Raw genomic sequence first — 15531 nt, forward strand, 5'->3', positions numbered from 1 at the left:
CATGGACGAGATATTTGAATTTATCATCAATTCACGTAAGGCATTTATACAACTGATCGATGGTTTGACTATCGGGCAACTGAATACGATACCCGATGGTTTTAACAACAACATCATCTGGAATTTTGGTCACATTGTAGTGAGTACTCAAACGCTATGTTATGTTCGTACTGGGCTTGTAGCTGATGCCAGTAATGTAAAGTTCAATGAGTTTTACAAAAAAGATACCCGACCTACATACACAGTTACTGAAACAGAAGTGGCTGAGCTAAAAGCAATAGCCCTGCAAAGTATCGACCAGATAAAAGAAGACTATGCAGCAGGGGTATTCAAGGCGATTACTCCTTTTTCTACCTCAACCTATGGTGTGGAGATGAAAAGCATAGAAGAAGTGCTGATCACCACTGTTGGGCATGACAATGTGCATTATGGCTATGCATGGGCACTAAAAAAAGTAATATAAATAAAACATAAACCGATAATAAATAGAAATTAACCAATAAAAACGATGTCAAATTATTTTAACACATTACCTCTTAGAGAAAAATTAAACCAGCTTGGTGTTTGCGATTTCATGGACAGCAATGAATTTTTAGACGGCATTAGCGCACTAAAAGGCAAAAAACTGGTAATTGTAGGTTGCGGTGCGCAAGGCTTAAACCAGGGTTTAAATTTAAGAGATAGTGGTTTAGATGTAAGCTACACGTTGCGCAAAGAGGCGATTGAAGGTAAAAGGGATTCGTGGAAAAATGCAACCGAAAACAACTTCAATGTTGGCACTTACGAAGAATTAATTCCTGGTGCTGATGTGGTAATTAACCTTACACCAGATAAGCAACACACCGCAGTTGTAAATGCCATTATGCCTTTAATGAAAGAAGGCGCTACATTATTATATTCTCACGGATTTAATATTGTGGAAGAAGGCATGCAGATCCGTAAAGATTTGACGGTAATTATGGTCGCGCCTAAATGCCCGGGAAGTGAAGTGAGAGCTGAATATGTTCGCGGTTTTGGTGTACCTACATTAATTGCTGTTCACCCTGAAAATGATCCTCAAGGTAAAGGACTGGCACAAGCAAAAGCTTATTGCGTAGGTACAGGGGGTCACAGAGCAGGTGTATTGAAATCATCTTTTGTGGCTGAGGTTAAATCAGATTTAATGGGCGAGCAAACTATCCTTTGCGGATTATTGCAAACAGGTTCTATCCTGTCTTTTGATAAAATGGTTGAAAAAGGAATCGATGCAGGCTATGCTTCAAAACTGGTTCAATATGGTGTTGAGGTAATTACTGAAGCATTAAAGCAAGGTGGTATCACGGCAATGATGGATCGCTTAAGCAACGTGGCTAAAATTAAAGCCTTCGAAATCTCGGAAGAATTAAAAGACATTATGCGTCCGTTATTCCAAAAACATCAGGATGATATTATGAGCGGTGAATTTAGCCGTACCATGATGGAAGATTGGGCTGCCGGTGATAAAAATCTATTAAAATGGAGAGCTGAAACAGGTGAAACTGCTTTTGAAAAAACGCCTGCAGGTGACGTTAAAATCGGAGAGCAAGAGTATTTTGACAACTACCTTTTAATGGTTGCTTTTGTACGTGCAGGTGTTGAGCTGGCTTTCGAAACTATGGTTCAGGCGGGTATCAAACCAGAGTCTGCTTATTACGAGTCGCTACACGAAACGCCACTTATTGCAAACACCATTGCCCGTAAAAAACTGTTCGAAATGAACCGTGTAATTTCTGATACTGCTGAGTACGGTTGTTACTTATTTGACCAGGCATGTAAACCTTTGTTAGCTGATTTTATGACCAAAGTGGATACTGACTTAGTAGGTAAAAACTTTAACGAAGGTAAAGATGGTGCAGTAGATAACAGAAAGTTAATTGATGTTAACGAAGCAATCCGTTCGCATCAAGTTGAGCAGATTGGTGCTACTTTACGTAAAGCCATGACTGCGATGAAGGCAATTAAAACTGCATAATACATTTACAAACTCCGCAGGTTTAAAACCTGCGAGGTCTTATTAAACATAACAAAATGTCAAAAACATTAGTAGAAAAAATTTGGGACGCACACGTTGTAAAAAGTGAAGAAGGATTTCCTGATATTTTATACATTGATACGCACTTAATACACGAAGTAACTTCTCCGCAGGCTTTTGATGGTTTACGTAAACGCGGATTACCTGTTTTCCGCCCGCAGCAAACGGTTGCAACTGCCGATCATAACGTACCAACGCTGAACCAGCTACTTCCAATCAAGGAAGAACTTTCACGCTATCAGGTAGATATGCTAACCAAAAACTGTGCAGAATTTGGTATAGAACTTTACGGCTTAGGGCATCCTTTTCAGGGAATTGTTCACGTAATCGGCCCTGAACTGGGTATCACGCTACCCGGAAAAACGATGGTTTGCGGTGATAGCCATACTTCAACACACGGGGCTCTGGGCGCTATTGCTTTCGGTATCGGAACATCGCAGGTAGAGCAGGTTTTTGCAACGCAATGCTTATTGCAATCGAAACCTAAGACCATGAAAATTGAAGTAAACGGAGCGCTTGGACAAGGTGTTGGTGCAAAGGATATTATTTTATACATCATTGCCCAGATTTCTGCTGCCGGAGGTACAGGTTATTTCGTAGAATTTGCAGGTTCGGCAATCCGTAGCTTAAGCATGGAAGCCCGAATGACAGTTTGTAACATGAGTATTGAAATGGGTGCACGTGGTGGCTTAATTGCCCCTGATCAAACCACTTTCGAATACATTAAAGGACGGCAGTTTGCCCCGAAGGGTGAAGAATGGGATCAAGCCCTTGCCTACTGGAAAACATTGTATAGCGATGAAGATGCTAAATTCGATTCAGTATTAACTTTCGATGCGGCTGACATTGCCCCTATGATTACCTATGGAACTAACCCTGGAATGGGTATCGGTATTGCTGATAAAGTACCTGCAACATTGGCTCAACCAACAACAGAACAGGTTTCATATAAGAAAGCACTGGATTACATGGGTTTCAACGACGATGAAAGTTTATTGGGCAAACCAGTTGACTATGTATTTATCGGAAGCTGTACGAACTCAAGGATTGAAGATTTACGTGCCGTTGCCGATTTTGTAAAAGGCAAACAAAAAGCAACTGGTGTTGAAGTTTGGATTGTACCTGGCTCTAAACAAGTTGAAGCGCAAGCTAAAGCCGAAGGCCTGGACAAAGTATTCGAAGCTTCAGGTTTTCAGCTCCGCGAACCAGGTTGTAGTGCTTGTTTGGGCATGAACGAGGATAAAATTCCGGCAGGAAAATATTGTGTTTCTACATCAAACAGAAACTTTGAAGGACGACAAGGCCCTAATGCACGTACGATGCTTGCAAGTCCGTTAACCGCAGCTGCTGCTGCCGTTACAGGTAGAATTACAGACGTAAGGGAATTATTGGAAAAAGTTTAAGTAAACCTTTATTGCGAGGCACGAAACAATCCATTGCGAAGATTGCTTCGTGCCTCGCAATGAGGGACATAAAATATGGTTTTAGAAGTTGCAGTATTAAATATTAAAAAAGGATTATCTGCCGATTTTGAAATCGCTTTTAACGAGGCGCAAAAAATCATTTCTTCGATGGATGGATATATTTCTCATGAGTTGAAAAAATGTATGGAAGAAGTTGATAAGTATATCCTGCTAGTAAATTGGGAAACACTCCAAGCGCATACGGAAGGCTTTAGAGATTCCGCAGAATACCAAAACTGGAAAAGCTTACTACATCATTTTTATGAACCTTTTCCCGTTGTTGAACATTATGTCGCGGTAGAAGGTTAAAAATGTAAACAGACGAAATGGAAACATTACAGGAAATACAAAATCAGTTTAATGCAGTATCAGAAAAATACGACAGGCAAAGGCGTTTTCTTATCCCTTGCTTCAACGACTTTTATGCCGCTGCACTAACCTTATCGGAAGAGGTTTCTGATGTAAGAACCATTTTGGATGTAGGTGCCGGAACAGGTTTAATGAGTGCGTTTTTTAATGAGAAATATCCTCATGCCCAAATCACACTGGTTGATATTTCTTCGGCAATGCTAAAAAAAGCAGAGGAACGTTTTGAAGGAAATGAAAATATCAGCTTTTTGAATGCAGACTTTGCTAATGTTGATTTACCTGAAAATCATTATGACATGGTAGTTTCAGGGTTAGCGATTCATCATCTGCCGAACGAATTGAAACAACAGCTTTTTCGCAAAATTATGAAGACACTTAAACCGGGCGGCTGGTTCATCAATGCCGACCAGGTATTGGGCCAAACGGAATTAGCAGAAAAGATTTATACGGAAAACTGGAAAAATCATGTGCAGCAGAATCCGAATTTAACAGAAGAAGAAAAACAAAGTGCCTTTGAGCGGATCAAAGTAGACATTATGGCTCCACTGAAACTTCAATTGGAATGGCTTGAAAGTGCAGGGCTACAAAATGCAAACTGCTATTACCAGTATTACAATTTCGTAGTTTTTGCTGCAAATAAATAAAAAATAAGGCGGTGTAGTGGTTGTTGAGACCTGATACCCGCTACTTGATAATAATTAAAATGAGAAAGTTCACAAAATTAACATCGGCAGTAGTGCCTTTAAACATAGAGAACATCGATACCGATCAGATTATTCCTGCACGGTTTTTAAAAGCGACAACGCGTGAGGGTTTCGGGGAGAATCTTTTTCGCGACTGGCGTTATAATGGTGATAACACGCCAAAACAAGAGTTTGTACTGAATAACCCAACCTATAGCGGAAAAGTACTGGTTGCGGGTAAAAACTTTGGTTGTGGAAGTAGCCGTGAGCACGCAGCCTGGGCCATTCAGGATGCCGGATTTGATGTTGTAATCAGTAGTTTCTTTGCTGATATTTTTAAAGGTAATGCATTAAACAATGGTTTATTACCGATTCAGGTGAGTGATGAGTTTTTAGCTCAGATCTTTAAAGCCGTTGAAGCCAATGCTAACTCTCCTTTAGAAGTTGACCTGGAAAACCAGACCGTTACTATTGTTGAAACCGGAAAACAGGAGGCTTTTGAAATTAATCCATATAAAAAATCTTGTTTGATTAATGGTTACGATGACATTGATTTTATTTTGGCGCAAACCAAATTAATTGAGGAATTCGAAAAAAACTAAAGACTAAAGGGTGAAAGCCTTAGTTAAAAAGCCATAAAAATGGTTTAAAAACAATCCAGCTTACATGTATTAAGATTCCTAAGGTGGTAAAAAAACAAATGAAAGAGAGTTTCGTCAGCATAAAACATTTAAACCTAAAATACCGTGAGAAACCGGTGTTAAGTGATTTGAACTGGTCTGTAAATGCAGGCGAGCAATATGTTTTATTTGGTGAAAGCGGTAGCGGAAAAACATCACTGGCAAAAATAATAGCAGGCTTACAAAGTGCAGCTGGTCAGGTAGAAATCAAATATGCCGCCGGTAGCCATTTGCCTGCCGAAGTTTTATTTGTTGAAAGCTGGTACCAGTTCAAAAACCTTGAAGGTGTAGCCAACTTTTATTACCAGCAACGATACACCAGCCAGCAGGCTAAAGATACCCTTACTGTCCATGCCGAGTTAGTGAGTTATGGAAAAGAAAAAGGGCTTCATTTCGATCAGGTTGAACCTATACTCGAAGCTTTAAAGTTTTCATCTTTCGCAAGTTCGCAGTTAATCGAATTGTCTAGCGGCGAGCATAAAAAATTACAACTGGTAAAAGCTTTGTGGTTAAAGCCACAATTGTTAATCATCGACCAGCCCTATACCGGCTTAGATGTATCATCCCGCAAAAATCTAAACCATCTTTTAAACAAAATTTCGGAAGAAGGTGTTCAGCTGATCTTAATTAGCAACGACGATGAACTACCATCACTTATTAACCGATATGCCGAAATAAAAAACGGACAGATGGTCGTTTCTGATTACAAGGAACGCTTGCCAGCTGTTGTTGAACGACATTCAAAAGAAATTCCTGATTTCCTGAAAGAATCTCCGGTTTATTCATCAACGAATATTGTTAAAATGGTTGATGTCAACATCAGCTATGGGGAGAAACAGGTATTAAAAAACATCAACTGGGAAGTTAATGCCGGTGAAAAATGGTTGCTGCAGGGCCATAACGGTTCAGGTAAATCAACTTTGTTAAGCCTTGTAAACGGAGATCATCCACAATCTTATGCCAACGAACTTTATCTGTTTGGAAACAGAAGGGGAAGTGGCGAAAGCATTTGGGATATCAAACAACATATCGGTTTAATTTCACCAGAATTTCACTGGTATTTTGATGCCTCAGCAACGGTTTGGCAAAGTATTGCATCTGGCTTTTATGATACGGTAGGATTATTTCAACAGTTGCCCTATTCAAAAAGCGAACAGGTTGATGAACTGATAGAATATTTTGGCTTAACGGCAAACAAAAATGAGCTGCTAACCTCACTCCCATTGGGAAAACAGTGCCTGGTTTTATTGGCAAGGACAATTATTAAAAATCCTGAATTGCTCATTCTTGACGAGCCCTGCCAGGGATTAGACCAACAGCAAACACAATACTTCAACCAGCTGATTGATGAGCTTTGCGGCAACGGTATGACTTTAATTTACGTTGGCCATTTTGAATCGCAGCTGCCAACCTGCATAGAAAAAAGAATATTATTAGAAAAAGGCGAGGTAAAAGTCGTCGAAAGTTTAAATATAGAAATAGTAAGCTGACAAAACAGCCACGGAAGCACAAAATACACGGAATAAATTTTTCCTAATTTCTGACTTTCCGTGGCAAATGATTAGCTGAAAAACAATAGATTACAATGAAGAAGAACATTTTAGTAATACCTGGCGACGGTATTGGCCCTGAAGTTACCACATGGGGAAAAGCAGCATTAGAGAAAATTGCCGAAATTTTCGGACACGAATTTACGTTTGACGAAGCTTTAATGGGCCATGCAGCCATTGAAGTTACCGGCGAGCCCCTACCAGATGAGACCCTGGAAAAAGCAAGAAAGAGCGATGCCATCCTTTTTGGTGCTATCGGCCATGCCAAATATGATAATGATCCAAGTTTGAAAGTTAGACCGGAACAAGGTTTATTAAAAATCCGCAAGGAACTTGGTTTATTTGCCAATCTCCGCCCAATATTACTATTTGATGAACTTCTTCAGGCATCCAGCATTAAACCCGAAATTTTAAGAGGAACCGATATTCTGTTCTTTCGCGAATTAACAGGCGATGTTTACTTCGGCGAAAAATCACGCTCAGAAGATAGAAATACAGCATCCGATCTGATGATCTACCACCGTTACGAAGTGGAGCGTATTGCACACAAAGCTTATCAGGCTGCTCAACAACGCAGTAAAAGATTATGTTCTGTAGATAAGGCAAATGTTCTGGAAAGTTCGCGCTTATGGCGTGAAACCGTTCAGGAAATTGCAAAGCAATATCCTGATGTGGAAACAGAGCATATGTTTATCGATAATGCGGCGATGCAGCTGATCAAAAATCCAAAGAAATTTGATGTGGTTTTAACAGCCAATCTCTTTGGCGACATTCTTACCGACGAGGCTTCTCAGATTGCTGGTTCAATGGGTATGTTAGCATCCGCATCAGTTGGTGAAAGCACAGGTTTTTTTGAGCCTATTCACGGTTCTGCACACGATATTACAGGAAAAGACCTGGCTAATCCATTAGCCTCTATCCTATCAGCAGCATTGATGCTGGAAATTGGTTTTGGATTGCAGGAAGAAGCCAAATTATTGGTTGACACGGTAGATGCTGTGTTGAAAGATGGTTTCAGAACCCATGATATTGCCGACCAAAGCACTAACCGTTTTAAAGTTTTAGGCACTGCCGAAATGGGTAAATTGGTATTAAAATTCTTAAGTCAAAAAATTAATCAATCCTAAATAACAGATTATGATTCACGATCCGAACAAAGTTTATATTTTCGACACGACCTTACGTGACGGTGAGCAGGTACCAGGCTGCCAGTTAGATACGAAACAGAAAATTGAAATCGCTAAATCACTCGAGCTTTTAGGTGTTGATGTGATTGAGGCCGGCTTCCCTGTTTCAAGTCCGGGCGACTTCAACAGTGTAATAGAACTATCGAAAGCAGTTAATCATCCTATTATCTGTGCTTTAACCCGTGCAAATAAAAATGATATCGATGTTGCTGCCGATGCTTTACGTTATGCCAAAAGACCTCGTATCCATACAGGGATAGGTTCTTCCGATTTCCACATTAAGCATAAATTCAACTCTACCCGCGAGGAGATCTTAGAACGTGCCGTTGACGCGGTTAAATATGCCAAAAAGTATGTTGAAGATATTGAGTTTTATGCAGAAGATGCCGGTCGTGCCGATATTGAGTTTTTAGCCAAAATGGTGGAGGCCGTAATTGCAGCAGGTGCAACTGTAGTAAACATTCCAGATACTAATGGCTATTGCCTGCCTGATCAATACGGTTCGAAAATCCTTTATCTGAAAGAAAATGTAAAAAATATTGATAACGCCATTATATCTGTTCACTGCCACAATGATTTAGGTTTAGCAACAGCTAATTCCATTGCAGGCTTACAAAATGGTGCCCGTCAGGTAGAATGTACCATTAACGGTATTGGAGAGCGTGCTGGAAATACCTCGATGGAAGAAGTGGTAATGATCCTAAAAACGCATAAGGTTTTAGGTTTAAATACAAGTATTGATGCTACCCAGTTTTATGATATCAGCCACATGGTAAGAAACCAGATGAATATGCCTGTTCAGCCAAACAAAGCCATTGTAGGTGGAAATGCATTTTCTCATAGTTCTGGTATTCATCAGGATGGGTTCTTGAAAAACCGTGAAAATTATGAAATTATTAAACCTGAAGATGTGGGTTTCCCTGATGCAAGCATCGTTTTAACAGCAAGAAGCGGCCGCCATGCCTTAAAACATCATTTGGTTCGTTTAGGGCACGATTTAAATAAAGATAACCTAGATATCGTTTATAAACAGTTCCTGGTTTTAGCCGACAGCAAACAGGGCATTAACGATACTGATTTGAACCAGTTGGTTGCCTTGCACCTGGCTTAACCACAATAAGCGAAAAGCATAGCAATTTGCTTTTTGAGACACAATATAAACGGTTGACAAGTTTCATCGCCTGTTAACCGTTTCCACATAAATAAGAAATGAATACAACAACCCCATATACACTCGATTTTAATTCTGCATCGCAACGGCTCAAAGGCGTGGTAAAACGTACTCCATTAGAGTTTAATGCCGGACTTTCTGCCCAGTACAATGCCAATATTTATTTAAAAAGAGAGGATTTGCAGATTGTACGGTCGTACAAATTACGTGGGGCCTACAATAAGATTAGTCAGCTGCCAGAAGCCGCTCTGGTTAATGGCGTAGTGTGTGCCAGTGCGGGTAATCATGCACAGGGTGTGGCTTATTCATGCAAAAAATTAGGTATCAAAGGGGTTATCTTTATGCCTGAAATTACGCCTAAACAAAAAATCAAACAGGTAAATATGTTTGGTGGCGACAATATTGAAATTATATTGGTTGGCGATACTTTTGATGATTGCTTAAAAGAAGCCTTGATTTATTGCGAAGAAAAAGCATCAACATTTATTCCTCCGTTTGATGATGATAAAGTAATTGAAGGACAAGCAACCGTAGCGGTGGAGATTTTTGAAGATCTGCCTGATTTGGATGCCATCATAGTACCCGTTGGAGGCGGTGGCTTGGCCTCTGGTGTAAGCGCATACTTACAAACCGTAAAACCGGATGTGAAAATTTTTGGTGTGGAGCCAATGGGTGCGCCATCATTAAGTGAAGCACTAAAAAACGGTGGACCGGTAACTGTTGAAAACATTGAACGTTTTGTGGATGGTGCAGCCGTTAAAAGAATGGGCTGGATTACATATCAGTATTGCAAGGAACTGTTAAGTTCGACTTATTTAATCCCCGAAGGACAGATTTGTACGACCATTTTAAAGCTTTATAACGAAGACGCAATCGTTGTAGAACCTGCCGGGGCACTATCTGTTGCTGCTTTAGAACAGGTTAAAGATCAGATTGCAGGCAAAACGGTGGTTTGCGTGGTTAGCGGTGGAAACAACGACATCGAACGGATGCAGGAAATTAAAGAGAAATCTTTACTGTTCGAGGGTTTGAAGCATTACTTTATTGTCCGCTTTCCACAACGTCCAGGGGCCTTAAAATTGTTTGTGAACGAGGTTTTAGGCCCACATGACGACATTACCCGTTTTGAGTTTATTAAGAAAACAAATAAGGAAAACGGGCCTGCACTAGTGGGTATTGAATTAACAAATAAAGACGACTATGCGAGCTTATTACAGCGGATGAAGGATTTCAAATTTGAGATAATTGAATTGAACCAGGACCAGACCTTATTTGAGTATCTGGTTTAATTTTCCATTTCACAAAAACGTACAATACAGCAAACAACCAGAAATATGAACTTCAAAGATTTAACTAATAAGACACTAATTGCCGACTCTGATATTGATTGGGAAGTTTTAGGCAACGGCGTAAGACGTAAAATTATGGCTTATGATGATAACCTGATGCTGGTTAAAGTTGAGTTTGAAAAAGGAGCAATTGGCAGCGTTCATAACCACCCACATTTACAACTGAGTTATGTTGCCAGAGGCAGTTTTGAAGTAACAATGGGTGAGGATAAGAAAGTTTTAAACGAAGGTGATGTTTTTTTTGCTCCAACTCTTGTATTTCATGGGGTTGTGTGTTTAGAAGACGGTTTGTTAATTGACGTTTTTAATCCTCATCGGGCAGATTTTTTATAGATTATATCTTTTCAGCACTCGACACTAGGCATCTTGCAACTAATGTTTGATATCTGGTACCTGATACATTAAAGCTTGTTACTCAAAAGTCAGCCTCACATTCTTATACCCCAAACCTTCAACAATCGGTTTTAAAACACTAACCGCATTGGTTTTGGTTTGAGCCAGAATATTCGATTTTTTCACCTCAGCCAATATTTTCTGTTCGGCTGATTTATATGCTTCATCTACTAATTTTGCTTCTCTGAAGTAAGCCATCTTTGTATCATAAACCCTTGAATTTTTATGGTCAATTTTGACATAGCAAATCTCAGGCTGTGGTAAATTTACCACAGCAGTGTCCGCATCTACTGTAATATCTTCACGGGTAATTTTGGTTAAGTCGATGCAGCCAACAGCATCCGCTTTGACTATGAGCAATACACTCGCTTCGGGTAAAAAATCAGTTTTGTTTTTATGCTCGAGTACATCACTAATCTGATAGCGAACCAGCTCTAATTTGCCAATAGCCTCAATCTTTTCAACCAAAAGCTGGTGTTTACTTTCCACTGTTGTATTTATACTGAACTTTTTTGAGATGAAAAAGTATCCGGCTACGATCAAGATCAACCAGGGTAAAACTCTAAAAAATATTCTCATTACAGGATGTTATGTGTTCAAAATTCATTGATGTGCTTAATGCTATAAACAATTATTAATCCATATTGTGTGCTCAGGTTTTTTTGGCAGTTATTTTGTATTACGCGGAGTACACACACAAAGAAAACTAATCACATGAAAAAGCTAACCATCCTAATGCTTTGCATTGCCACACTAGGTCTGGCATCCTGCAAGAAAGACACCATCATTGAACCTTCAATGAACAAAACCATTATTGTTGACGTATTACCCAGCGACTGGGTATTGTCATCTGACAGAAATACATACAGTGTTCAGCTTGATAAAATCACGGGCTTAAGTGAAATAGATGGATACCATTTGGATAATGAAGCTACAATTGTTGCAATATCTTATCCGAATGCTAATGGCAATTTTACCAGCTATTCAGCCTTACCATTTGTATACAATTTACAGTCTTATAGCTATACTGTATATATTGGCGGTATTTTGCTTGAGGCACAAAATTCGGATACGCAGACAGTTGCTCCGGTAAGACCAACTACTAAAGTAAGGGTTAAAATCACTTTAATCGCCGCAGAAAACGTAACATAAGAAACTTAAAATTCTAAGAAACGACTAATGTTCAATTGAACATAGTCGTTTTTTTTATGCTCTCCCCTGTTCAGTTGTAAAGCCCTAACGGAAACGCCATTTCTTTCCAGGAGCAACTCATCATAAAATCCTTTATAGTAAACATCCTTAACCTCAAAACGCCTGCTATTCCAGCTGCTATTGATTTCAGCCCACTCCGGATAGAAAACCACTGATGCCGCAAAAGTTTTAATGCCCAGTTTCTCTGCATCGCCACGAGACAGCACAACTGCATTGCCTAAAATCTGAGCCGTGTAGATATGTTTAGGTTGCTGATAGATTTCGGTAGGTTTACCTGTTTGTAACAACTCGCCATTCCTTAAAATGATCATTTGATCTGCCAGAAACAAGCCATCAGCCGGATCATGAGACACCAGAATAACTGTTACTCCGGTTTCGGCAGCCACCCGCTTGATATCAGCTCTTAACTGGTTTTTCAACAAGGCATCAACCTGGCTGAATGGCTCGTCCATCAGTAGCACCTGGGTGTCGGAAACCATTGCCCTGGCAATTGCTACACGCTGTTGTTCTCCGCCACTCAGTTCAATAATCTTTTTATTTTGTAGTGGAAGGATACGCAAATGCTCCATTATGGCCAGCGTTTTCTCAGCTTTGGTTTTCAGATCAGTATTTGATAGTTGTGAAGCGATATTATCGTAAACCTTTGCGTAAGTGTTTAAAGAGAAATCCTGGGTAACCATTTTCATTTGCTTATGGCCGGGGATTAGCTGCTCGTCGGGACCTAAAACCCGCTTATCGTCAAAAAAAACATCACCACTATCGCTTTTTAATAATCCATAAATCGATTTCAGGAGGGTAGATTTTCCACTCCCGCTTTCGCCGATAATGGCTACAACATCGCCCCGGGTAATCTCAAAACTGACATCTTTAACTCCGCCAGATTGTTCGGCCTGATATTGTTTGGTTAAATTTTTAACGCTGATTATGGTATTGCTCACGGGGTAAATATAAAGCTTAAAGAAGAAAGGCTAAAGCTTAATGTTCAATAAATAAAAAATCCTGTTCCGCCTAACCGAAACAGGATTTCATTTTGTGTGTATAATAATCATTTATCAGTTCAGAGACGATTACTTAACTGGCCTTGAAACTGAAAGATATTAAGCCTTAGTTTAAGCCGAAAGTTACACCGAAACTCATGTTTTTCAAACCAGCTTGTGCAGGGGTTGCAAACATATCATTGAAATAGTATTTGGTGAATAAACCTAAACCTCCGTAACCGAATCTAACTGTACCACCGTAACGAACCGACTGGAAGTGATAATTATCATATTGCTTTACTTTTCCAAATTCATCGCTGATTTGTTTTACTTTTCCGTTCAACAAGAAGCTCACTTCAGGTCCGAGGACAAAATAAAATCTTTTACCTTTCTTGCTTTCTGCCGTGCGGAATTCAAAGTTTAACGGTATATGCACATAACTGCTGGAGAAACGATTTTTCGAATAAGCCACATTATCGTTGGTGTAAGTTAGCGTTGGCTGATTCTTTTGGATGGTGATATTATCCCTTAATCTGATCAGCGTCCAGTCGAAACCACCAGCAACATAAATTTTAAAGTTTGAGCTGAAACGATATCCGAACTGCAGTACATCAAATGAGAAAGTACTGGTTTTGCCCCCTTTGTAATCAAGAAAATCGTTTGTAGGAGATAAATTGAAATCGCCGTTATCAATTAATCTGGAGAAACCCAAATCAACTCTGGTAAAGGTTATCCCGCCTACAAATTTGCTTTTCGGAGCTTTTTTTGTGGAGTCGTCCATTTTTGTAACCAGCGTACCACCACCAATTCTCACCATGTATTTATTTTTCTTTTTTATTACTGTGTCTTTGGCAACAGTATCTTGTTGTGCAAAAGCACTGGTAGTAGTAGCACCGGCAAGTCCGCTTACCAATAATGCTGTATAAATTAAACGTTTCATATGTTGTGTGTGTTTGTTTCTTTGAACTATTAAGGAGGTATTGCTGGTTTATTTTTTATTTTTCTTTCCAAATCTAAACGGGCCGATATTAATAGATGAAATAGAAGAATCATCGTCATCTGTACGGAACTGGATAAACTTTTCTTTCCGTCTGTCTACTTTGTTAACAATCAGGTTCACCACATCGCCAACATTACGGATTCCTTTGTTTTCACTATCATCACCAGTTACCTCATCAGCAGTTTTAACAATGTTTTCATTCTGCGCTAAAACCACATCTTGCTTTGGCTGTAGAATCGCTTCGTCAATCTTTGTTTTTAAATCTTTCTGAGGCTCCTCAACTTTTGCAATCATGGTTTCCTGCTTTTGCATTTCAGGGGCAGTGATTACCTGTTGTTTTTCTGTTGCTTTAACCTTTTCTTTGATGGCAGTTTTCTCAATTGATTGAGATGATTTTGAAGCACTAGTCAAAACCTGACCCTGATTTACTGAACGAGCATCCAGGTCCTTTTCTGTGCCTACAACAGGTTTCGTTTCGACAGCTGGTATAACTGATTTAGGCTCAACATGAGCTGCCAGTTGTTTGGGCTTAACATCTTGTTGCTGATAAATCAAAAAGCAGACTGTGGCTACTAAAAGCACGGCTGCTGCCGATAACCAATACAATGGAACTACCCTTTTCTTCTTTGTATCAATTTCACTTTCTATGCTGCTCCACAAGTCTCTCGACGGTATGATTTCAGCATCTTCGAAAGCATTTTTAAATAGCTTATCTAAATCCTTATCCCGTATAGGTTGCATAACCAAATCCCTCCATTTTTATAATTTCTTCTTTTAAAATTGCCCTTGCTCTTGACAGCTGGGATTTGCTGGCGCCTTCAGAAATACCCAATGCCTCTCCGATCTCTTTATGTGAATAGCCTTCAATTGCATACATATTGAACACCACCCGGTAACCATCGGCCAGTTTTTGAATCACTTTCATCAAATCCTGCATCCCCAAACGGCTAAAATCAAATCCGGTTGAAGGCTGTTCGTAAGCTTCGTCTATTTCGACTACACTCAAGCTCCTTAAATTTTTACGGTAACTTTCAATTGCCGTATTTACCATTACCCTTCTGATCCATCCTTCAAAAGAACCTTCCCCTCTGTAATCTTTAATCTTCTGAAAGATTTTGATGTAGCCCAGTTGCAAAACATCTTCGGCTTCCATTCTATCTTTGGCGTAGCGCATACAAACAGCCAGCATTTTCGTTGCAGTTTGCCTGTAGAGCATCTCTTGCATCTTCCGGTCGCCAGCTTTGCAGCCCTCCATCAAATCGTCTATCGTATAGCTTCGCGTCAATTTCATTGTGTGTTTGTATATAGAAGATGGCAGATTACAAACAATGGTTGCATGAGGTGTAAAAAAAAGTTAAATAAATGATGAAAACCACGTTAACAAATGATTATCAGAAAGATATAATAAATAAGAATACGATATATTAAACTAAAACCCCATAATTTT

The 15531-nt window shown here is 39.5% G+C and carries 17 protein-coding genes; 12 read left to right on the forward strand and 5 right to left on the reverse strand.

Annotated elements, in window-relative coordinates; genetic code table 11:
• The first annotated feature begins 1 nt into the window (after position 1).
• The 11 genes from AB669_RS07230 to AB669_RS07280 all read left to right on the forward strand — a co-directional run bounded on the left by AB669_RS07230 (position 2) and on the right by AB669_RS07280 (position 10835).
• Complete coding sequence (locus AB669_RS07230; protein WP_047798635.1) at positions 2 to 463, forward strand: DinB family protein; 462 nt, start codon at positions 2 to 4, stop codon at positions 461 to 463.
• A gap of 45 nt (positions 464 to 508) precedes the next feature.
• Positions 509 to 1990, forward strand: coding sequence for a ketol-acid reductoisomerase (ilvC, locus tag AB669_RS07235; RefSeq protein ID WP_047798636.1), 1482 nt, complete (start codon positions 509 to 511; stop codon positions 1988 to 1990).
• 56 nt (positions 1991 to 2046) lie between these two features.
• Positions 2047 to 3453, forward strand: a complete 1407-nt coding sequence (gene leuC / locus AB669_RS07240) for a 3-isopropylmalate dehydratase large subunit (protein ID WP_047798637.1) — start codon at positions 2047 to 2049, stop codon at positions 3451 to 3453.
• Between the two features lie 75 nt (positions 3454 to 3528).
• Positions 3529 to 3822 carry an antibiotic biosynthesis monooxygenase gene (locus AB669_RS07245; RefSeq protein WP_047798638.1) on the forward strand — a complete coding sequence of 98 codons (294 nt, stop codon included), beginning with the start codon at positions 3529 to 3531 and terminating at the stop codon, positions 3820 to 3822.
• A gap of 17 nt (positions 3823 to 3839) precedes the next feature.
• Entirely contained in the window at positions 3840 to 4526 is a 687-nt protein-coding gene (locus AB669_RS07250; protein ID WP_047798639.1) for a class I SAM-dependent methyltransferase, read from the forward strand.
• Between the two features lie 59 nt (positions 4527 to 4585).
• Positions 4586 to 5167 carry a 3-isopropylmalate dehydratase small subunit gene (gene leuD / locus AB669_RS07255; protein ID WP_047799048.1) on the forward strand — a complete coding sequence of 194 codons (582 nt, stop codon included), beginning with the start codon at positions 4586 to 4588 and terminating at the stop codon, positions 5165 to 5167.
• 98 nt (positions 5168 to 5265) lie between these two features.
• Complete coding sequence (locus tag AB669_RS07260) at positions 5266 to 6735, forward strand: ATP-binding cassette domain-containing protein (RefSeq protein WP_047799049.1); 1470 nt, start codon at positions 5266 to 5268, stop codon at positions 6733 to 6735.
• 95 nt (positions 6736 to 6830) lie between these two features.
• Positions 6831 to 7922: a 3-isopropylmalate dehydrogenase gene (leuB, locus tag AB669_RS07265; protein WP_047798640.1), complete on the forward strand. Its 1092-nt coding sequence runs from the start codon at positions 6831 to 6833 to the stop codon at positions 7920 to 7922.
• 10 nt (positions 7923 to 7932) lie between these two features.
• The gene (locus tag AB669_RS07270; protein WP_082120612.1) at positions 7933 to 9093 is read left to right on the forward strand and encodes a 2-isopropylmalate synthase; all 1161 of its coding nucleotides are present in this window, start codon (positions 7933 to 7935) and stop codon (positions 9091 to 9093) included.
• Positions 9094 to 9191: 98 nt separating this feature from the next.
• Entirely contained in the window at positions 9192 to 10442 is a 1251-nt protein-coding gene (gene ilvA, locus AB669_RS07275) for a threonine ammonia-lyase IlvA (protein ID WP_047798641.1), read from the forward strand.
• Positions 10443 to 10487: 45 nt separating this feature from the next.
• On the forward strand, positions 10488 to 10835 hold the full coding sequence (locus AB669_RS07280) for a cupin domain-containing protein (RefSeq protein WP_047798642.1): 348 nt from the start codon (positions 10488 to 10490) through the stop codon (positions 10833 to 10835).
• Between the two features lie 78 nt (positions 10836 to 10913).
• Here the strand turns inward: AB669_RS07280 and AB669_RS07285 are convergent, their stop codons facing one another.
• Entirely contained in the window at positions 10914 to 11474 is a 561-nt protein-coding gene (locus tag AB669_RS07285) for a DUF4230 domain-containing protein (protein WP_047798643.1), read from the reverse strand.
• A 135-nt stretch (positions 11475 to 11609) separates the two neighbouring features.
• On the opposite strand from AB669_RS07285, the gene AB669_RS07290 reads away from it, so the two are divergent.
• Entirely contained in the window at positions 11610 to 12047 is a 438-nt protein-coding gene (locus AB669_RS07290) for a hypothetical protein (RefSeq protein WP_047798644.1), read from the forward strand.
• Positions 12048 to 12052: 5 nt separating this feature from the next.
• Here the strand turns inward: AB669_RS07290 and AB669_RS07295 are convergent, their stop codons facing one another.
• The 4 genes from AB669_RS07295 to AB669_RS07310 form a co-directional block, all read right to left on the reverse strand.
• Positions 12053 to 13045 carry an ABC transporter ATP-binding protein gene (locus AB669_RS07295; protein WP_047798645.1) on the reverse strand — a complete coding sequence of 331 codons (993 nt, stop codon included), beginning with the start codon at positions 13043 to 13045 and terminating at the stop codon, positions 12053 to 12055.
• A gap of 166 nt (positions 13046 to 13211) precedes the next feature.
• Positions 13212 to 14024, reverse strand: coding sequence for an outer membrane beta-barrel protein (locus tag AB669_RS07300; RefSeq protein WP_047798646.1), 813 nt, complete (start codon positions 14022 to 14024; stop codon positions 13212 to 13214).
• Positions 14025 to 14072: 48 nt separating this feature from the next.
• Entirely contained in the window at positions 14073 to 14825 is a 753-nt protein-coding gene (locus tag AB669_RS07305) for a hypothetical protein (protein ID WP_047798647.1), read from the reverse strand.
• Entirely contained in the window at positions 14806 to 15375 is a 570-nt protein-coding gene (locus tag AB669_RS07310; RefSeq protein WP_047798648.1) for an RNA polymerase sigma factor, read from the reverse strand. The genes AB669_RS07305 and AB669_RS07310 overlap by 20 nt, the downstream gene beginning before the upstream one ends.
• Positions 15376 to 15531 lie beyond the last annotated feature (156 nt).

The organism is Pedobacter sp. BMA, from assembly GCF_001027745.1.
Classification (GTDB): Bacteria; Bacteroidota; Bacteroidia; order Sphingobacteriales; family Sphingobacteriaceae; genus Pedobacter.